Here is a 19,725-nt window from a genome sequence, read left to right as displayed (position 1 = left end):
CTGTGTAACGTTATACTTGAGAATTCCCCCTGTTCGCAAGTATTTATTAGTACTAAGTTGGCTTTCTGTCTAAGAAAGCCAATATTTTTTCAAAAAATGCGATGATTATTTAGATAATTTCAATTTGTCTTTTGCCCAAGCTAAACCAGATTGATATTCTTGTGGCAGTACTTGCGAAAATTTATCCAGTAAATGCACTAGTTCTTGATGATCTGGATGAGCCAAATTGATATGCCCTAGCTTACGTCCTTCACGCACTTCTTTACCATACCAATGCAATTGACTAAATGGCATATTGAGCCATTGCGGATTATGCGTTGTGCCAATTAAATTAATCATCACTGCGGGCATTGTGCTAGTCAGTTCTGGTGTTGGCAGATTGAGTAATGCCCGTAAATGAAGTTCAAATTGGCTGATTGCACAACCTAGTTGCGTCCAATGTCCACTGTTATGTACTCGAGGCGCAAGTTCATTAATGAGTAATTTATCGCCAATGACAAAACATTCCATTGCCATCACGCCGATATAATCTAGCTTGTGCATTATTTTTGCTAACATCGCTTCTGCTTGATTTTGTAATACAGCCTGTTGTGGCTGAGCGCTATCTGCGACGCTATAACGTAAAATACCGTTTTGTTGCAGATTGTGTGTAACAGGATAAAAACGGGTTGTGCCATCTTTAAATCTTGCCCCCACTAGAGATATTTCACCATCAAAGGGAATAAATTTTTCTGCAATGACTTCGCCATATAAATCTTGAGTGATTTGCGCCTGATTTTCTTCGGTGATGATCCATTGACCACGTCCGTCATATCCCCCAGTACGGCGTTTCACCACAACTTTATCGCCAATTTGCTGCCAAATATCTTGCCATTGGGAGGCAGAATGAATGAGTGTCCAAGGGGAAGTGGGAAGATTGAGTTCATCAAGAAGCGATTTTTGCGAAAGGCGGTCGGCGAGTAAGCCAAAAACGGAACGATTAATAAACTGCGGATGATTGGCTAAGGTTTCTGTCAGAGGTGTGTTTTCCCATCGTTCAATTTCTGCGGTAATTAAGCAACCTTCTTCCAGTTCAAACACGGGGGCATTGAAAGGCAATGGCACAACCTGAATATCTAAAGGTGCGCCAGCATAGCGTAACATTCGTCCAAGTTGCCCATTACCTAACACATAAATAACAGGGTACAAAGCACTTTTTTGCATTATAAAATCCTTGATGATGTTGGTTAAAAAATAATGCCGCATAGAAAGTGCGGGGCATTTTTTGCTTATTTTTCTATTTGTTCAGTCGGTGTTTCAGCGTTTTCTTGTTCATCTTCATTTTGTTTTAAAAGACGAGAAATCGCACTTAAATAAGAAATTTCCAGCGTTTCGCGGCTCGTTGCCATTACGCCTTGATCAATCAAATAGCCGTCATTCACATCATAAACCCAGCCGTGTAGGGAAAGTTTTTTCCCCCGTTTCCACGCCGATTGCACAATAGAAGAACGCCCAAGGTTGTAAACTTGCTCTGCAACGTTGAGTTTAGTTAGCATATCCGCACGTTTTTCTGGCGGCAGTTTACCCAATAAATGGCTATGTTTAAACCAAATATCACGAATATGTAATAACCAATTATTTATCAAGCCTAAATCCTGTTCTGACATCGCCGCTTTAATTCCACCGCAGTTGGTATGCCCACAAATGATAATATGTTCAATATCCAATACATCCACTGCATATTGCACCACTGAAAGGCAGTTTAAATCGGTATGGATCACTTGGTTTGCCACATTACGATGGACAAACAGCTCACCGGGTCCAAGGTTGGTGAGCTTTTCCGCCGGCACACGACTATCAGAACAACCAATCCACAAATAACTTGGCTTTTGATGATCAGCAAGCTCACGGAAATAATCGGAATTTTCCTCTTTCATTCGTGTTGCCCAGCTATAATTATTGGCGAAAAGTTGCTCGATTTTTTTCATTGAAATACTCCAAAATTAACGAAAACACAGTATAACGAATAATAAGGCAAGGGTAAATTAAACTATACGAGATAAACAACAGGTATGAGTTGCTGGGGAAAGAGCGGCCTAAATAAAAGTTGCCTTTGTGATAGATAGTTATAAATCCTCTTGATTTCTTATAAAATAGCTTATAAGATAAGTTTAAATCACTGATATTGCGTCTAAATGAAAACTTTAATTATCCAACCTAAAGCCTTAAAACAACTGCGTCGTATTCCCGAGCGTTCTGTTATTATTGATAAATGTGAGGAATTAAAGCAATTTCCTTTATGCACCAATGTAAAATCCTTAATTAATCATAAATATCCTTATCGCTTCCGTGTGGGGCGTTATCGGGTATTTTTCCAGTTGATTGGCGACGCATTAAGCGTGGTCTCTATTGAAGAGGTGAAAAAACGCGATGAACGCACTTACTAATATCCAATATATTAACGATGAGCAAGGCAACCCTGCTTTTGCCGTTGTGCCGCTTGCAACCTTAGAATGGTTAAAAAGCAAAGCAGGCTTGAAAAATCCCCTTGATACTGGTGTCCCCTATGAGGTTGCTGCTCTTGCACTTAAACAGGATATTTCTGCCGTGCGGGCGTGGCGAGAATATTTGAATCTTACTCAAGCAGAGGTCGCAGCTCGCCTTGGGGTATCGCAATCAGCTTATTGCCAGTATGAAAATGCTACTCGCCTACGCAAAAGCACTAAGCAGAAAATTGCCAATGCGTTAAATCTTCATCTTGAGCAATTGGATTTTTAATTCTCTTAGGAAAATTAAATGCAAAAGTGCGGTGAAAAATTAACAAAAATTTCACCGTACTTTTATGTTTTGAATTGAAATTTAGCTTACAACGTGGCGTCTTTCATCGCTTTCACAAACTGAGCCAATTCGCTCAAGCATTTTTGATGATTATCTAGATTGCGTTCGATAATTTTGACTGTTGCAGAGCCTGAAATAGCCCCGGCTGCACCAAGTTGCAAGGCTTCTTTTACTTGTTGAGGCTGGGCGATACCAAAACCTTGTAGAATTGACGGCGCTTGGTGGACTTTAAGTTGTTCTACAAGGGTATCTAAATTTGCTGCGTGGCTTTGGTTTTCTGCACTGGTTACGCCAGCGCGAGAAACTAAATAGGTGTAGCCTTCGCTATGTTGTGCTACGCCTTTAATGGTTGCTTCATCCGCATTTGGTGGGCAGATAAACACAGGTTGTATGCCGTGTTTTTTCGCAGCACGGATATAAGGTTCAGCTGCAAGTAAAGGAATATCTGCCACAAGCACGGCATCCACGCCCACTTCGGCACAACGTTGATAGAAATGATCTAAGCCCTGTGAATAAATTAAATTCGCACATAATAATAAACTGATCGGAATTTCAGGATATTTCGCCCGCACTTTTGCGAGTAACTCAAAACTTTCTGCCGTACTACAACCTGCATTTAAGGCACGATTGTTAGCCGCTTGAATGACGGGGCCGTCTAATAAGGGATCAGAAAAAGGAAAACCCAGTTCTAACGCATCTGCACCGTTATCGACAAGGGTACAAATAATCTCAAAAGAGCGTGCTAAATCGGGATCGCATAGCGTGACAAATGGCACGAATGCGCCTTCATTTTTAGTATTAAGTTGGGTGAATAAGGTTTCAAAACGGCTCATTACATTTTCCCCTTTTCAGTTAAGATTTTATCCACCGTGAAAATATCTTTATCCCCACGCCCTGATAAATTTACGACGATTAATTGTTCTTTGTTTGGATTTTGTTGGATTAATTTTAACGCATAAGCCAAAGCGTGCGAGCTTTCCAAGGCTGGGATAATACCTTCGTGTTTGGCGAGCGCTTGGAAGGCATCGAGGGCTTCATCGTCTGTAATGCTTTCATATTCTGCACGTCCAATGGCGTGTAAATGGGCGTGTTGTGGCCCCACAGAAGGGAAGTCTAAGCCCGCAGAAATGCTGTAAGATTCTTCGATTTGTCCATCATCGGTTTGCATAATTGGCGATTTCATTCCGAAATAAATCCCCACTTTACCGTGGCGAAGTGGCGCGCCGTGTTGCCCAGTGGTAATGCCTTTGCCCGCAGGTTCAATGCCGATCAAACGCACTTGTGGTTGATCAATGAAATCAGCAAACATTCCAATGGCGTTAGATCCTCCGCCTACGGCAGCGATAATCACATCAGGTAAACGCCCTTCTTTTTCTAAAATTTGGCGTTTGGTTTCTTCGCCGATCATTTTTTGAAATTCACGCACGATAGTTGGGAAAGGGTGAGGCCCTGCTGCGGTACCAAGTAAATAATGTGTGGTTTCATAGTTGGCAGACCAATCGCGCATTGCTTCACAACAGGCATCTTTTAACGAGCAAGAGCCTTTTTCGACGGGGATAACTTCTGCCCCCATCAAACGCATACGAAACACATTTGGTGATTGACGCTCCACATCTTTTGCCCCCATATAAATACGGCAAGGCATATCCAACATTGCACAAGCAAGGGCCGTGGCAACCCCGTGCTGACCAGCACCTGTTTCAGCAATGATGCGTGTTTTTCCCATTCGTTTAGCGAGTAAAATTTGCCCTAAAACTTGGTTAGTTTTGTGCGCACCACCGTGCAATAAATCCTCCCGTTTTAGGTAAAGTTTCGTTTTAGTACCTTTGGTGAGATTACGACACAGGGTCAATGCGGTAGGACGACCGGCATAGTTTTTCAGTAAATCTTGAAATTCCGCTTGAAATTCAGGATCGGCTTGCGCCGTTACAAAGGCGTGTTCCAGTTGTTTTAGCACAGGGACTAAAATTTCTGGCACATACATTCCGCCAAATTCACCAAAATAGGGGTTAAGCTGGGTTTCTGACATAATTTTTCCTTATGCTTAATAATCTAAAATTTGTTGAAATAATTGCGCGAGCTTGTGGGCGTCTTTCACACCCGCACTGCTTTCAGCGCCTGAATTAATATCTAAACCTAAGCAATGTTGTGATAGGGCAAGTGCGACATTTTCCTGATTAATGCCCCCTGCGAGCATTGCTTTATTTTTTATTTCAGTAGGAATAAGCGACCAATCAAAGGGTTGCCCTGTACCACCTTGTTGCTTGGCAAGTTGACTATCGAGGACATAGCGATCAATATATGAAATGGGTTCAATTTGTACCGCACTTTGTTTTTCTACTGGAATAGAAATGGCTTGCCAAATTTGGCATTCAGTAGGCAATTGCTGACGTAATTGTGCAATAAATTCTGCCTTTTCACTACCGTGTAACTGGACGGCAAAAAGCGTCAGCTGAGAAGCAATTTTTACAATAAAATCAATTTGTTGATTTTGGAATACACCGACAAAGCGCAATGGGGCTTGCGTCACAAGTTCTTGCGCTTGACGTAAAGACAATTTGCGTTTTGAGGTTTCAGCAAAAATCAATCCACCATATAAACCACCTTGTTGATACACGGCTTGAACATCTTGAGGGCGTGTTAGACCACAGACTTTATTTTCACCAAATATCACCGCCCTTACCGCATTGTTCAAATCATCACTTCCCATTAGGCTGCTGCCAATTAAAAAGCCATTAACATAAGGTTTTAATTGTTGAACTTGTTGATGAGAATAAATGCCTGATTCGCTAATGATGATGCGATCCGCTGGGATCTGGCGAGCAAGAGGCGGTGTGCGGTCAAGATCGACAGAAAGATCGTGTAAATCACGGTTGTTTATTCCGATAACTTTCGCCCCTAATGCAATAGCACGTTCTAATTCTTGCTGATTAGAGGTTTCTGTTAGCACCCCCATACCTAATTCGTGGGCTAATTCTGCCAGTTGTGAATAAGTTTCATCATCTAACACGGAAAGCATCAGTAAAATCGCGTCAGCTTGGTGATAGCGCGCAAGGTAAACTTGATATGGGCTAATCATAAAATCTTTGCACAGCACAGGTTGGCTAACCTGCTGACGAACTTGCTGAATATAAGCAAAATCCCCTTGAAAATATTTTTCATCCGTAAGCACGGAAATGGCTGCGGCATAATGCTTATATACTTGAGCAATTTCATCAAGGTTAAAGTCTGCACGAATTAAGCCCTTAGAAGGTGAGGCCTTTTTGCATTCTAAAATATAAGCCGGACGTTGATGCGTACCTTGTGCTAATGCTTGATAAAAAGAGCGGTCAGATTTTTCAAGTTTTTTTTCAAACGTTTGCAAAGGGAAGGCTTGCGATTTTGCCTCCACCCATTGCGCTTTATCTTGCACAATTTTTTGTAAAATTGTTGGAGTTTGGTTGTTAATGATCATTGTGTTTTCTCTTGATTATTCTACTGCACGCAATGCGATTAAGGTTTCAAACGCTTTTCCTGAGGCAAGCACAGCAAGCACTTTTTCAGCATTTTGTTTCAAATCTTCATAGCCGAATAATTTCATTAATAAGGCGGTATTCATTGCCACCGCTTGGGCGTGTTCTGCTTTGCCTTTGCCTTGTAAAAGTGCGGTCAAAAATTTTGCATTTTCTTCTGGCTCACCGCCACGCAGACTTTCTAATGGTTGCGGCTCAAAACCAAAATCGTAAGGGCTTAGGCTATAACGTTCAATTTTTCCATCACGAATTTCTGCCACTTCCGTTTTGCCGTGAATGGCGACTTCATCCAAACCCGCACCGTGTACCACAATGCTGTGTTTATGCCCTAAACGTACAGCCGTTTCTGCATAAGGTGCAATCAATTCGGGGGAATATACACCTAATAATTGATGTTTTGGGCGAGCAGGGTTACATAATGGACCTAAAATATTGAAAATAGTGCGTGTTTTTAATGCTTGGCGAACAGGCACCGCGTGTTTGAAACCCGGGTGATATTGTTGTGCGAACAAAAAGCAAATGCCAATTTCATCAAGGGCTTGGCGTGCTTGTTCCGCACTAATATTAATATTGACCCCTAATGCACTGAGAACATCACTTGCCCCAGTTTTACTGGATACGCTACGATTGCCGTGCTTTGCCACTTTCAAGCCACAAGCTGCCCCCACAATGGCAGAAGCTGTAGAGATATTAATGGTGTTTGCGCCATCGCCACCGGTACCAACAATATCGGCAAACACATAATCAGGCGTTGGGAAATGATTGGCATTAGCAAGGACGGCATTGACCGCACCGCTGATTTCTTCTGCACTTTCTCCACGCAATTTTAGCGCAATGAGTGCGGCTGCTAGCTGTTCGTTATTTAACTCACCTTGCAAAATGGCATTAAATAGCTGTTCTGCTTGCGCTTGGGATAAAGATTGTTTATCAAAAAGTTGGTTAAGAAGTTGTTCGGTTTGCATAGGGTATTCCTTTCAATTCTGTTAATTTTATTTTTAAATTTTAATCGTGTATATCTATTTTAGGTTTTCGCCCTAAAGGCGACCTACTTTTCTTTGCTTGTGCAAAGCAAAGTAGGCAAAAGAAAGCACACCCAGCAGTCTTGTTTTTCCTCATTCCAACTAAATTTTTCGGGCGGCGAAAAAAGAGATTTTGTTCCGTTTCACTACACAAAATTACAATTTTTTTCGCCTAAAAATTTAGCTTCCATTCGGACAAGACTGAAGGGAACCCGAAGGTGCTTTGTTTAATATTTCATAATAACTAAAATACAAAGTTTGGCTAACGATAAATGCTGTAACTGAGATCTTTTGCCTCATCACCTGTCATTCCACGAAATCCCCAGCAGTGAGCTGGCTGCTCTTTTATGGTGATCTCGACATCTATGGGAGAAAGGTTGAGTTTATTTTCTAATTCACAAAAAAGCATTTTAATTAATCGTTTTTTAGTAAATTCAGTCCTGCCTTGCATAAGATTAATTTCAATGGCGGTGAAATCTTGACTACGTCCGCTAGGTAGATACAAATTTTCTGCTTCTGTCCCTTGGAAATAAATAAAATGTTTACCTGTTGGAATATCCATTTCAAGATTCAAGCAAGCATAAATAATTTCTGCAAGCTGTGCCTTGCGTGAATTTAGGCGATCTTTTAATCCATAAACAATAATCATCGTGTTATCCTTAATGACGATTAAGCAACCAATTTATTGCGTTTTCTAGCAATTTTCCTCCTTGCACGGTAAGAATGCTTTCTGGGTGGAATTGGAAACCGCAAATGGGTAGCGTTTTGTGACGGATTGCCATAACAATGCCGTTATACTCAGCGTTTACAATAAATTCATCGGGCAAATTTTCTCCCATTAGGGAATGATAGCGTGCCACTGGCATTGGGTTATTTAACCCCGCAAACATTGCTTGTTCATCGTGTTGAATATTGGAAACTTTGCCGTGCAGCACTTCGCCAGAATGAACCACATCACCGCCAAATGCTTCGATTAATGCTTGATGACCTAAACAAATGCCAATCATTGGCACGTTGCCTTTAAGACGTTCAATAAGTGGCAGTAAAATGCCCGCTTCTTGCGGGTTACCCGGTCCGGGAGAAAGAGCAAGGATACTATTTGGCTTTAGTGCCATTTTTTCTACCAGCGCAATATTGCAATCATTACGATAAATTTGCACTTGGTGTCCAAGCGTTCTAAATTGATCCACAAGGTTATAAGTAAAGGAATCAAAATTATCTAAAAATATAATATTTGCCATAGAGTTTCCTTATTGTGCAAGTTGGTTGGTTTGCATAATGGCATTAATTACCGCTCTGGCTTTGTGGCGTGTTTCATCTGCTTCCATTTGGGGATCAGAATCTAGCACTTCACCGCAGCCAGCTTGGATATAAGCAATGTCGTTTTGCACGAAAGCAGAGCGGATCACAATACAGGTATCGAAATTTCCATCTGATGAGAGATAGCCCACCGCACCGCCATAGCTATGGCGTTTTTGTTGTTCCACTTGATAGATTAATTGCATTGCTTTGATTTTCGGTGCGCCTGTGAGTGTTCCCATATTCATACAGGCTTGATAAGCGTGCAAGGCATCTAATTCAGGGCGAAGTTTACCCACCACGCGAGAGACCAAATGCATAATGTGTGAATAACGATCCACTTGCATTAAATCTTTCACTTGACGTGTACCACTTTGACAAACCCGTGCGATATCATTCCGTGCTAAATCCACTAGCATTAAATGTTCTGCTAACTCTTTTTTATCTAAACGTAATTCTAATTCTAAACGCGCATCTAGTTCGGGATCGATATTCCCTTGAGCATCAAATCCTCTTGGGCGTGATCCTGCAATAGGGTAAATTTCTAATTGGCGAGAATCTTGGCTGTATTTTAATGCACTTTCAGGGGACGCACCAAATAGCGTGAAATCGTCATCTTGCATATAAAACATATAAGGGCTTGGATTATTCACTTTCAATTGACGGTAAGTTGCAAGACTGTTCGGACAAGCTAAAGAAAAACGGCGTGAAGGCACAATTTGAAATACATCGCCAATGTTGATGTGGTGTTTTAAACGGCGAATAATCTCTTTAAAGGGTTCATCTTCAATGTTCACGCTCACTTCCGTTGAAGCCGATTGGAGAGGTAAGTGCGGTTCAATTTTCTGTAATTTTTGCGTAATTTGTACCGCACTTTGTTCCGTGGCAGAAAGCGCATTTTGATTAAAACAGAAGGTTTGGAGTTGAGCTTGTTGGCGTTGATGATCGAGAACCAATAAATTTTCTGCCAAATAGAAAACGTAGTCAGGACAGCTTAAGCCATCATTGTGTAGCACAATATTTTCCATTGGAATAAAATTTGCCACTAAATCATAAGCAAATAGGCCACCAAGAAAAATGGGTGTTTCGCTTGTTTTGTAAAGCGCGGTTAAGCAACGTAAACCATCAAAAATTGTGGGCGCTTGTAATTTACTGTCTTCATCAAGATCAGGGTTGAGTGGCGCAAATTCTGCGATGAGTTGATTGTCTTGCTGTAAAAGGCGTTGTGCCATATGTTGTAATTTTTCTTGTAGCAAAGGTAATAATGCCACACCATTTTCATTTAATGCGTTAAAGGTTACGCATTGACCTAAACAGCTAATTTTTAACGCAGAATTAATTAATAAAAGACTTTTTAAGCTATTTTTACTGCTGATTTCGGCGGATTCAAGTAAGAGTGTATTGGTTTGATCTTGGCATAATGTCGCAAAAACAGCGGTTGGATCGCTGTGATAAGCCACATTTTGTGAAAATACGTGGAGAAAAGGCATTGTCATTGGAATTCCTTTTTTGCATAAAATAATAATGCACTATTAAACTAGTGCAAAAGGGTTTTGTCAAGGACTGTTTTCATCAAGAAGGAAATTTAGCTAATTGGCTTATTTGAGCGGTTTCGCTATAAAAGAGAAAAGAAATGTTGGTAAAGAATATTCCTTACCAACATTTCAAATAAGATGAAGGTTAAATTGGCATTATTTCAAGCTGCCAACCATATCTTCAGGGCGTACCCATTCATCAAATTGTTCAGGCGTGACTAAGCCTAGATTTATGGCTTCTTCCCTTAATGTCGTACCATTTTTATGCGCCGTTTTGGCGATTTTAGCCGCATTTTCATAACCAATATGGGTATTTAATGCCGTTACTAACATTAATGAATTTTCAAGTTGCTGTTTAATGCGTGGGTAATTGGGTTCAATGCCACTTGCACAGTGTTCATCAAAAGAAACACAAGCATCAGCCAATAACTGAGCAGATTGCAAGAAGTTATACGCCATTACAGGTTTAAACACATTAAGTTGGAAATGCCCTTGTGAACCTGCAAAAGAAATGGTGGTATCGTTACCTAACACTTGTGCGCATACCATTGTCAAGGCTTCACACTGCGTTGGATTTACTTTACCGGGCATAATAGAAGAACCGGGTTCATTTTCTGGAATTAAGATTTCACCAATACCAGAACGCGGGCCTGAAGCCAATAAGCGAATGTCGTTTGCAATTTTGAATAAAGACATTGCAAGTTGTTTTAACGCACCGTGTGTTTCAACAATGGCATCGTGGGTGGCAAGGGCTTCAAATTTGTTTTCCGCGGTGATAAATGGTAAGCCGGTAAATTTCGCAATATATTCCGCCACTTTCACATCATAGCCTTTCGGTGTGTTTAAGCCAGTACCTACCGCTGTACCGCCTAAAGCAAGCTGGACAAGATGAGGTAAGGTATTTCTCAACGCTCGCAAGCCAAAATCTAATTGCGCAGCATAGGCAGAAAATTCTTGTCCTAATGTCAGCGGTGTTGCATCCATTAAGTGAGTACGCCCAATTTTCACCACATCTTTAAAGGCTTCTGCTTTTGCAGCAAAGGTTTTTTGTAAACGTTCAACGCAAGGAATAGTGACTTCCACCACTTTTTTATAGGCCGCAATGTGCATTGCGGTTGGATAAGTATCATTCGATGATTGTGATTTATTGACATCATCATTTGGATGAATAATTGATTTTTCACCTAATTTTCCGCCATTGATAACGTGCGCACGGTTTGCAATCACTTCATTTAAATTCATATTGGATTGCGTACCTGAACCAGTTTGCCAAATGACTAATGGGAATTGATCGTCAAGTTTATGGGCTAAAATTTCATCGCAAGCTTGGGCGATTAAATCACGTTTTTCAACGGGCAAAACGCCTAGCTCATTATTTGCGTAAGCAGCGGCTTTTTTCAAATAACCAAACGCCTCAATAATTTCCTGTGGCATTGATGCCGATGGCCCAATTTTGAAGTTATTGCGGGAACGTTCTGTTTGTGCCGCCCAGTATTTATCTGCTGGCACTTTCACTTCGCCCATCGTGTCTTTTTCAATACGAAATTCCATTCTAGTTACCTCAAATGATTGAATTAATAATAAGAAAACGTTTTGAGTTTACCACTTTAGAAGTATGAATGGAATGTAAGGAAAGTTGGCAAAGTTGGGTTTTGTGATGTAGATCATAAAGTGCGGTAAGATTTTTTTGAATTTTTTGGCAGCGGAAAAATTAATGTTTTCTATTTATCGGATTTTTCGTTAAAATTAGGCGTTTAAAAATCTGATTTCATACGGGTAAAAGACGCATTTTTATGGCAAAGCACGCACAGTTTTACATTTTAGACAAAACACAAGCAAAATCCCCATTGTCTGCAATGGAAACCTTGGCTTGTGATTTGGCTGCGCAGGCTTGGCGATTAGGCAAAAAAGTGCTAATTAGCTGCGAAAGTGAAGAACAGGCTTTTCGCCTTGATGAAGCCCTATGGGCAAGAGAGCCAGAAGAGTTTGTGCCACATAATTTATCGGGTGAAATCACTCAATATGCCACCCCCATTGAAATTAGCTGGGCGGAAAAACGCAATGCACAACGCCGTGATCTATTAATAAACTTGCAAGCCCAAATTCCCGATTTTATTGCGAGTTTTAATCAGATTATTGATTTTGTTCCCGCTGACGAAACGAAAAAAGCTATCGCCCGAGAGCGTTATAAACAATACCGCCAATTAGGTTGGCAGCTCAGCACGGAGCAAGCCTAATGAGGTGGAATGCAAAAACCTTTGCTGAACTTAGCACACAAGAATTATTTGCCATTTACCAAGTTCGCACCGCCATATTTGTGGTGGAGCAACAATGTGCTTATCAAGAAGTGGATCATTGGGATCAAAGTGCGGTGCATTTTTGGCAAGAATTTGACGGCAAAATCTGTGCTTATTGCCGCATTATTCCACAAGATGACGGCATTCATATTGGCAGAGTGCTAGTGGCGCAGCACGCACGGGGCAAAGGCTTAGCCAAAGAATTGGTGCAACACGCATTGGCTTATTGCCAACAATATTGGACAACCGAACCTGTACTAATCCAAGCGCAAACTTATTTGCAAAATTTCTACCGCACTTTGGGGTTTCAGCCTACTTCGGCAGAATATTTAGAAGACGGCATACCGCATTTGGATATGAAGTTAGAGAAGAATAAATAATGAAACCAATGACAAAAGAAGAAATTATTGAACAGCAACGGCAATTAGCTATTCGCTTCAAACCTTGGATGGAAGATAAGAAAAAGCGTGAAATTCTCACCTTCCAGCGTCCTAATGGTGATATTGTCGATCATTATCCTGATGGACGAGAAGAAGTGATTAAATATGCGAAATAATTTAGCCATTTTTTATTGCGGTACGAATGGGGCAGGTAAAAGTACTTTACGTTCTTTTAATCAAGATCAGGTGCAAGTGGTGATTGATTCCGATCATATTGCAATGGAACTCAATCCACAAAATCCACGATTGGCCGATATTGAAGCAGGAAGAAAAGCCGTTGAATTATTTAAGTATGCGGTAAAAAATCAGGTTTCATTTTCAATGGAATCGACTCTTGCAGGAAAGTCTATTTTGTACCGTATGCAGCAAGCCAAATCAAAAGGCTTTTATGTAAGGCTAAATTATATCGGTGTCAATGATCCTGATATTAATGTGAAAAGGGTGCAGGCTAGAGTACGAAAAGGCGGCCATTTTATTGATGAAGCCACAATTCGTAAACGCTACGAAATTAGTCGGCAAAATTTAATTTTAGCCTTACCGCTGTGCGATGAAATATTTATTTATGATAATTCGGCGGAAATGCCAATGCTTATTTTTCATCTTTCTAAAGCGAAAATAATTACGCAGTTTGAACAAGTATTACCTGATTGGTGTGAAAATTTATTAGCAGAATTATTACGGTTAGATTTTAATTTAGTTTAGTTACAAATAGAGAAAAACCAATGACACAAAAATTTGAAATGGCAGATCGTTTTGATCCCTCTGCCGTAGAACAAGCACTTTATAAACACTGGGAAGAACAGGGCTATTTTAAGCCGAATGAAAACCCGAATGCACCGAGTTATTGCATTGCCATTCCACCGCCGAATGTAACGGGATCATTGCATATGGGACACGCTTTCCAGCAAACTTTAATGGATACGCTGATTCGTTTTCATCGTATGGAAGGGGATAACACCCTTTGGCAAGCGGGGACAGACCACGCAGGGATTGCCACGCAAATGGTGGTGGAACGTAAAATCGCGGCAGAAGAAGGCAAAACTCGCCACGATTACGGTCGTGAAGCCTTTATTGAAAAAATCTGGGATTGGAAAGCCTATTCAGGCGGTACAATCAGCCAGCAAATGCGTCGTTTAGGGAACTCAATCGACTGGGATCGTGAGCGTTTCACGATGGACGATGGGCTTTCTGATGCGGTGAAAGAAGTGTTTGTACGCTTGCACGAGGAAGGGTTGATCTATCGTGGCAAACGCCTTGTGAACTGGGATCCAAAATTGCACACCGCAATTTCGGATCTTGAAGTGGAAAATAAAGAAAGCAAAGGCTCGCTTTGGCATTTCCGTTATCCTTTAGCCAATGGCGAAAAAACGGCAGACGGTAAAGATTATCTCGTAGTTGCTACCACACGTCCTGAAACAATGTTGGGCGATACTGCTGTGGCAGTTCACCCTGAAGATGAACGCTATCAATCTCTTATTGGCAAAACCGTGATCTTGCCTTTAGCAAATCGCGAGATTCCAATTATTGCTGATGATTATGTGGATCGTGAATTTGGAACAGGTGTGGTAAAAATCACTCCAGCTCACGATTTTAACGACTATGAAGTAGGTAAACGCCATCAGTTACCAATGGTAAATGTGATGACGTTAAATGCGGATATTCGTGATGAGGCGGAAATTATTGGCATAGATAATAAACCTCTCGCAAATTATGTGGCAGACATTCCAGAAAAATATCGTGGAATGGAACGTTTTGCAGCGCGTAAGCAAATTGTGGCGGACTTTGATGCCTTAGGCTTATTGGAAGAAATTAAACCACACGATCTAAAAGTGCCTTATGGCGATCGTGGTGGCGTACCAATTGAACCGATGCTCACCGATCAATGGTATGTGAGCGTAAAACCATTGGCGGAAGTGGCAATCAAAGCGGTAGAAGAGGGCGAAATCCAATTCGTACCGAAGCAATATGAAAATCTCTATTTCTCGTGGATGCGTGATATTCAGGATTGGTGTATTTCTCGCCAACTTTGGTGGGGACATCGCATTCCTGCTTGGTATGATGAACAAGGGAATATTTATGTGGCTCGCAGTGAAGCAGAAGTGCGGTCAAAATATCAGCTAAATTCTGATATTGTACTCAAACAAGATGAAGATGTGCTAGACACCTGGTTCTCTTCGGCTTTATGGACATTCTCTACCCTTGGTTGGCCACAGCAGACCAAAGAACTGAAAATGTTCCACCCAACAGATGTGTTGATCACGGGATTTGATATCATTTTCTTCTGGGTTGCACGTATGATTATGTTTACGATGCACTTCATCAAAGATGAAAATGGTAAACCGCAAGTTCCATTCAAAACAGTCTATGTAACAGGACTGATTCGTGATGAACAAGGGCAAAAAATGTCAAAATCAAAAGGGAATGTCCTTGACCCGATCGATATGATTGACGGTATTAGCCTGGAAGATTTACTCGAGAAACGTACGGGCAATATGATGCAACCGCAATTAGCGGAAAAAATTGCGAAAGCGACCCGCAAAGAGTTCGCTAATGGCATCGCTGCACACGGTACAGATGCATTGCGTTTTACCTTGGCCGCCCTTGCAAGTAATGGGCGTGATATTAACTGGGATATGAAACGCTTAGAGGGATATCGTAATTTCTGTAATAAACTATGGAATGCAAGCCGTTTCGTACTGACCAATGATAAATTAGATTTATCTGAGGGAGAGCTGGAGTATGGTCTTGCGGATCGCTGGATCAATTCGCAGTTTAACCGCACAGTAGAAGCCGTGCGTTCTGCATTTGCACAATATCGTTTTGATTTAGCAGCGAATGCCATTTATGAGTTTACTTGGGATCAGTTCTGTGATTGGTATTTAGAACTCACAAAACCAATATTTGCACAGGGTAATGTGGCACAAAAACGCGCGGCAAGTCGTACACTGGTAAATGTATTAGAAAAATTGCTACGCTTAGCTCATCCAATTATTCCATTTATTACTGAAGAGATTTGGCAAAAAGTGAAAGGTTTTGCGGGTGTGAGTGGCGACACCATTATGCTACAACCTTATCCACAGTATGAAGCAAGCCAAATTGATGAGCAAGCAGAGCTACAAATGAGTTGGTTGAAAGAGATCATCGTCGCAGTGCGTAATATCCGTGCGGAATGCAATATTGCGCCAAGCAAAGGCTTAGACGCATTATTACGTCATTTAACGCTAGAACAGCAACAAATTCTTTCTAATAACAGTGCATTATTAGCAAGTATAGCAAAATTAGATAGCGTTGAATTGTTAAAGGATGGGGGAGAAGCGCCATTCTCGGTAACCAAATTGGTTGGCAACACAGAGCTTCTTATTCCAATGGCAGGCTTTATTGACAAAGCTACCGAGTTAGCACGCTTAACTAAAGAGCTAGAAAAACTCAACGGTGAAATTGCTCGTATTGAAAACAAATTGAGCAATGAAGCCTTTGTGGCAAAAGCGCCAGAGCAAGTCATTGCGAAAGAACGTGAAAAAATGCAAGGCTATCAAGAGGCCATTGCAAAAGTTCAAGCGCAATATCAGGCGATTGAGGCACTTTAATTTATTACAGCGTATCCCTCTTTTTAGAGGGATATTTTTTAAATAGTATTTTCTAATTAGAAAAATATGCTTTAAAATAATTAAAGATTATCTATTTTCTGTGACTGTTACGCCCTATGAAATTAAATTTCCCTACAATTCTAACCTTATTCCGTGTCATTTTAATTCCATTTTTTGTTATGGCATTTTATTTACCATTCTCTTGGGCGCCTTTCTTGACAACAGCCATTTTTTTTGTCGCCGCGATTACAGATTGGTTTGATGGATATTTAGCCAGAAAATGGAATCAAAGCACACCCTTTGGGGCGTTTTTAGATCCCGTGGCTGATAAAGTTATGGTTGCGGCCGCATTGGTGTTAGTCGTGGAGTATCAGCATAGTTTTTGGGTAACCTTACCTGCGATAGTGATGATCTCAAGAGAAATTATCGTTTCAGCCCTACGCGAATGGATGGCTGAAATCGGTAGCCGCAGTAAAGTGGCGGTATCTTGGCTCGGTAAAGTAAAAACCGCTTCCCAAATGCTTGCTTTAGGCGGATTATTATGGCGTTATAATGTATTAATGGAAATCGCAGGAATCGTATTTTTATATATTGCAGCAATTTTAACCGTCTGGTCAATGCTACAATATTTAAAAGCAGCAAAAGAGAATTTATTAGACAGTTAAAAAAATTTCACTATTTTATACCGCACTTCATCAAATAATAAAGTGCGGTATTTTTTTACTTATTTTTTATAATAATTCAGTCATCGAAGAATGATAGCCAAGAGTATTTTTATAATGATCAATATTATTGCGTTATTGAGATAGCCATTTCAAAGCGAAATAGGGAATATAGTTTTTTATCCCTAAATTTTTCATCTTGTACTTTAAATCTTCTCATATTGCTTGAACAATAAACGAATAGATAAAGATTGAGCTTTTTTTAGTCGATTAAACTAAATCAAGTAAATTTCTATTTGACTAATAAATTGAAATCCGTAAAATGCACCTCGTTGCTTAGCGAAACAGAAAGTTAGCTAAATGCGGGAATAGCTCAGTTGGTAGAGCACGACCTTGCCAAGGTCGGGGTCGCGAGTTCGAGCCTCGTTTCCCGCTCCAACGCCCGAGTGGTGAAATCGGTAGACACAAGGGATTTAAAATCCCTCGACTTTCGAGTCGTGGCGGTTCAAGTCCGCCCTCGGGCACCATTTAAAGTTATAAATAAATCAATAAGATAGTCGCCAAGAGCGGCTTTTTTTGTATCTGAAAATCAAAGTTGGGGATTTCCCTATGTTGAAACTCACTCCCTTTCAATGGTCATCATTTAACTTTTTTGGTTTTTATTGCGCTTATGGTGTGATTGTGCCATTTTTACCAATTTGGTTAGCACAGTATGGCTATGATGTGGAATTAATTGGCACATTGATTTCCCTTGGTTATCTTTGCCGTTTTGCTGGTGCAATCTTTTTTACTAAAAGTGTTCATCATCTCGATCAGCTTATTCCATTAAGTCGTCTTCTTACTTGGCTTAGTGTATTGGTTCTCATCGCTGTCGCTTGGGCAGTACAGTCTCTTTGGTGGTTAATTCCCATTCTTGCGTTATTTCATATGTTGAATGGGGGAATTATGCCGGTTTGTGATACCATTGCAACGAGTTGGCATCAACAGTTAGGAATGGATTATGGTAAAAGTCGTTTATTTGGTTCGCTTGCTTTTATTATTGGTTCAATTACTGCAGGCTATTTGCTCGGTTGGCTAGGTAAAAGTGCCATCATCGGTATTATTATTGGCTATCTTGTTTTTTGGGGGCTGGGGATTAGTTTAAATCCTACGCAAAGATTTAATCAGCAGGAAAAACAAAACACGACAGTAAGCGCAAGCTATCGAGAATTATTGCGAAATCCAACAACGGTCAGAATGATTATTGCAACAGCGCTTATTCAGGGTTCACACGCGGCTTGTTATGCCTATGGCACAATTTATTGGTCTGCAAATGGCATTAGCACTTCGCAAATTAGCTGGCTGTGGAGCTTGGGGGTAATCGCTGAAGTGGTCTTTTTCTTCTTTTCTAAACGTTTTTTTAGGACTTGGAAGATTCATTATTTGACTTTATTTTCAGCATTCGCAGCGGTTATTCGTTGGACAACCCTTGCGTATACGACAAATTTTACTTTGCTGATTTTCGCCCAAATATTGCACGCATTTACTTATGCAATGGGGCATTTTGCGATGATTCGTTATATTACCTCTCAGCCAAGTGAGAGAATTCCAAAATTGCAAGGCATCTATTTTGCAAGTTCTAGCTGTATTATGATGGCGCTTTTTACGTTCATTTCTGGATTAGTTTATCCTGTTTCTGCGCAGATGAGCTTTGCCTTAATGGCGATTTTTGTTCTACCTGCAATTTTCCTTGTACCAAAGACCTTTTCAAATACAGCAAAATAAAAAAGATAGGCAATAGTGCCTATCTTTTATTTCTTAAATTTACTTTCTCACCACATTCAATGCGGAGAAGCTTTGTGCTACAGGCATTATTTCAATACGGTTAATATTAACGTGAGCAGGTTGTTGATAGATCCATAATACTGTATTAGCAATATCTATAGGTTCAATGGCTTGCACATTTTGATAGACGCTTGCTGCTTTCTGGTTATCTCCTTTAAAACGGACATTAGAAAATTCTGTACCACCGCATAGGCCGGGTTCAATATTGGTGACGCGCACATTGGTACCCGCTAAATCAGCACGCAGATTTAAGCTAAATTGTTCGACAAACGCCTTAGTTGCACCGTAAACATTACCGCCCGGGTAAGGATATGTCCCTGCGATTGAACCTAGGTTGATAATATGCCCTTGCTGTCGTTCCACCATTTGAGGTAACACTTTTCTGGTGAGATAGGTTAAACCGATGATATTGGTATTAATCATTGTTAGCCAATCGTCAAAATTTGCTTGATGGGCTGGCTCTAAACCCAGTGCTAGCCCCGCATTATTGATAAGTAAATCAATTTGCTGGAATGCTTCGGGAAGTTGCGAAAGTGCATTATCAATTTCACTTAAATTATTCATATCCATTTGTAATGGAAAGAAATTTTCGCCTAATTCTGCGTGTAGTTTTTGCAGTTTTTCTAAACGGCGAGCTGCACCAATAACGTGATAGCCTGATTTAATGAATACTTCGCACATTGCTTTACCAAAGCCTGCAGATGCACCTGTAATTAATACTGCCATATTATCC

Annotated in this window: 20 protein-coding genes and 2 tRNA genes; 11 read left to right on the top strand and 11 right to left on the bottom strand. The window is 40.6% G+C overall.

The annotated features are described in order from the left end of the window. Positions 1-105 precede the first annotated feature (105 nt). The gene (gene purK, locus L4F91_RS06500) at positions 106-1,203 is read right to left on the bottom strand and encodes a 5-(carboxyamino)imidazole ribonucleotide synthase (protein ID WP_265777202.1); all 1,098 of its coding nucleotides are present in this window, start codon (positions 1,201-1,203) and stop codon (positions 106-108) included. 65 nt (positions 1,204-1,268) lie between these two features. Next, positions 1,269-1,967, bottom strand: a complete 699-nt coding sequence (gene can / locus L4F91_RS06495; protein WP_250349824.1) for a carbonate dehydratase — start codon at positions 1,965-1,967, stop codon at positions 1,269-1,271. A gap of 207 nt (positions 1,968-2,174) precedes the next feature. On the opposite strand from can, the gene L4F91_RS06490 reads away from it, so the two are divergent. Both L4F91_RS06490 and L4F91_RS06485 read left to right on the top strand, forming a co-directional pair. After that, complete coding sequence (locus tag L4F91_RS06490; protein WP_395895487.1) at positions 2,175-2,426, top strand: type II toxin-antitoxin system RelE/ParE family toxin; 252 nt, start codon at positions 2,175-2,177, stop codon at positions 2,424-2,426. Then, positions 2,410-2,757, top strand: coding sequence for a helix-turn-helix domain-containing protein (locus L4F91_RS06485; RefSeq protein WP_250363325.1), 348 nt, complete (start codon positions 2,410-2,412; stop codon positions 2,755-2,757). The genes L4F91_RS06490 and L4F91_RS06485 overlap by 17 nt, the downstream gene beginning before the upstream one ends. Positions 2,758-2,843: 86 nt before the next feature. On the opposite strand, the gene trpA is transcribed toward L4F91_RS06485, so the two are convergent. From trpA to fumC, 8 genes are all read right to left on the bottom strand, one after another. Continuing rightward, positions 2,844-3,650: a tryptophan synthase subunit alpha gene (gene trpA / locus L4F91_RS06480; protein ID WP_395895484.1), complete on the bottom strand. Its 807-nt coding sequence runs from the start codon at positions 3,648-3,650 to the stop codon at positions 2,844-2,846. Next, positions 3,650-4,846 (bottom strand): tryptophan synthase subunit beta, encoded by a 1,197-nt coding sequence (gene trpB / locus L4F91_RS06475; RefSeq protein WP_250363323.1) that lies wholly within the window; start codon positions 4,844-4,846, stop codon positions 3,650-3,652. Before trpB ends, trpA begins: the two co-directional genes overlap by 1 nt. 15 nt (positions 4,847-4,861) lie before the next feature. Further along, positions 4,862-6,271, bottom strand: coding sequence for a bifunctional indole-3-glycerol-phosphate synthase TrpC/phosphoribosylanthranilate isomerase TrpF (gene trpCF / locus L4F91_RS06470; protein ID WP_395895482.1), 1,410 nt, complete (start codon positions 6,269-6,271; stop codon positions 4,862-4,864). Positions 6,272-6,286: 15 nt separating this feature from the next. Continuing rightward, entirely contained in the window at positions 6,287-7,291 is a 1,005-nt protein-coding gene (gene trpD, locus L4F91_RS06465; protein ID WP_250349828.1) for an anthranilate phosphoribosyltransferase, read from the bottom strand. A gap of 319 nt (positions 7,292-7,610) precedes the next feature. Continuing rightward, positions 7,611-7,997 (bottom strand): tautomerase family protein, encoded by a 387-nt coding sequence (locus tag L4F91_RS06460; protein ID WP_250349829.1) that lies wholly within the window; start codon positions 7,995-7,997, stop codon positions 7,611-7,613. A 10-nt stretch (positions 7,998-8,007) separates the two neighbouring features. Beyond that, positions 8,008-8,589, bottom strand: a complete 582-nt coding sequence (locus L4F91_RS06455) for an aminodeoxychorismate/anthranilate synthase component II (protein ID WP_395895481.1) — start codon at positions 8,587-8,589, stop codon at positions 8,008-8,010. Between the two features lie 9 nt (positions 8,590-8,598). Continuing rightward, the gene (gene trpE, locus L4F91_RS06450; protein WP_395895480.1) at positions 8,599-10,143 is read right to left on the bottom strand and encodes an anthranilate synthase component I; all 1,545 of its coding nucleotides are present in this window, start codon (positions 10,141-10,143) and stop codon (positions 8,599-8,601) included. 195 nt (positions 10,144-10,338) lie between these two features. Further along, complete coding sequence (fumC, locus tag L4F91_RS06445; RefSeq protein WP_395895479.1) at positions 10,339-11,733, bottom strand: class II fumarate hydratase; 1,395 nt, start codon at positions 11,731-11,733, stop codon at positions 10,339-10,341. 242 nt (positions 11,734-11,975) lie between these two features. Here fumC and L4F91_RS06440 point away from each other — a divergent pair, with 242 nt between their 5' ends. From L4F91_RS06440 to L4F91_RS06400, 9 genes are all read left to right on the top strand, one after another. Then, the gene (locus tag L4F91_RS06440; RefSeq protein ID WP_395895478.1) at positions 11,976-12,419 is read left to right on the top strand and encodes a DNA polymerase III subunit chi; all 444 of its coding nucleotides are present in this window, start codon (positions 11,976-11,978) and stop codon (positions 12,417-12,419) included. Next, complete coding sequence (locus L4F91_RS06435; protein ID WP_395895475.1) at positions 12,419-12,859, top strand: GNAT family N-acetyltransferase; 441 nt, start codon at positions 12,419-12,421, stop codon at positions 12,857-12,859. The genes L4F91_RS06440 and L4F91_RS06435 overlap by 1 nt, the downstream gene beginning before the upstream one ends. An 8-nt stretch (positions 12,860-12,867) precedes the next feature. Beyond that, positions 12,868-13,035, top strand: a complete 168-nt coding sequence (locus tag L4F91_RS06430; RefSeq protein ID WP_250363315.1) for a hypothetical protein — start codon at positions 12,868-12,870, stop codon at positions 13,033-13,035. Then, positions 13,025-13,621, top strand: a complete 597-nt coding sequence (locus tag L4F91_RS06425; protein WP_395895473.1) for a zeta toxin family protein — start codon at positions 13,025-13,027, stop codon at positions 13,619-13,621. The genes L4F91_RS06430 and L4F91_RS06425 overlap by 11 nt, the downstream gene beginning before the upstream one ends. A 20-nt stretch (positions 13,622-13,641) precedes the next feature. Next, the gene (locus L4F91_RS06420; protein WP_395895471.1) at positions 13,642-16,506 is read left to right on the top strand and encodes a valine--tRNA ligase; all 2,865 of its coding nucleotides are present in this window, start codon (positions 13,642-13,644) and stop codon (positions 16,504-16,506) included. A 116-nt stretch (positions 16,507-16,622) separates the two neighbouring features. Continuing rightward, positions 16,623-17,171, top strand: a complete 549-nt coding sequence (gene pgsA, locus L4F91_RS06415; protein WP_250349838.1) for a CDP-diacylglycerol--glycerol-3-phosphate 3-phosphatidyltransferase — start codon at positions 16,623-16,625, stop codon at positions 17,169-17,171. A 359-nt stretch (positions 17,172-17,530) separates the two neighbouring features. Beyond that, positions 17,531-17,606, top strand: a tRNA-Gly gene (locus L4F91_RS06410). 2 nt (positions 17,607-17,608) lie between these two features. Then, a tRNA-Leu gene (locus tag L4F91_RS06405) sits at positions 17,609-17,695 on the top strand. An 82-nt stretch (positions 17,696-17,777) separates the two neighbouring features. After that, a complete protein-coding gene (locus L4F91_RS06400; protein WP_395895469.1) occupies positions 17,778-18,932 on the top strand; it encodes a 3-phenylpropionate MFS transporter in 1,155 nt (384 codons plus the stop codon). A gap of 39 nt (positions 18,933-18,971) precedes the next feature. On the opposite strand, the gene L4F91_RS06395 is transcribed toward L4F91_RS06400, so the two are convergent. Continuing rightward, the gene (locus L4F91_RS06395) at positions 18,972-19,718 is read right to left on the bottom strand and encodes an SDR family oxidoreductase (protein ID WP_395895467.1); all 747 of its coding nucleotides are present in this window, start codon (positions 19,716-19,718) and stop codon (positions 18,972-18,974) included. Between the last annotated feature and the right edge of the window lie 7 nt (positions 19,719-19,725).

Source organism: Avibacterium sp. 20-126 (genome assembly GCF_044358625.1).
Taxonomy (GTDB): Bacteria; Pseudomonadota; Gammaproteobacteria; order Enterobacterales; family Pasteurellaceae; genus Avibacterium.
This window is presented reverse-complemented; position numbering and strand designations above follow the sequence as displayed.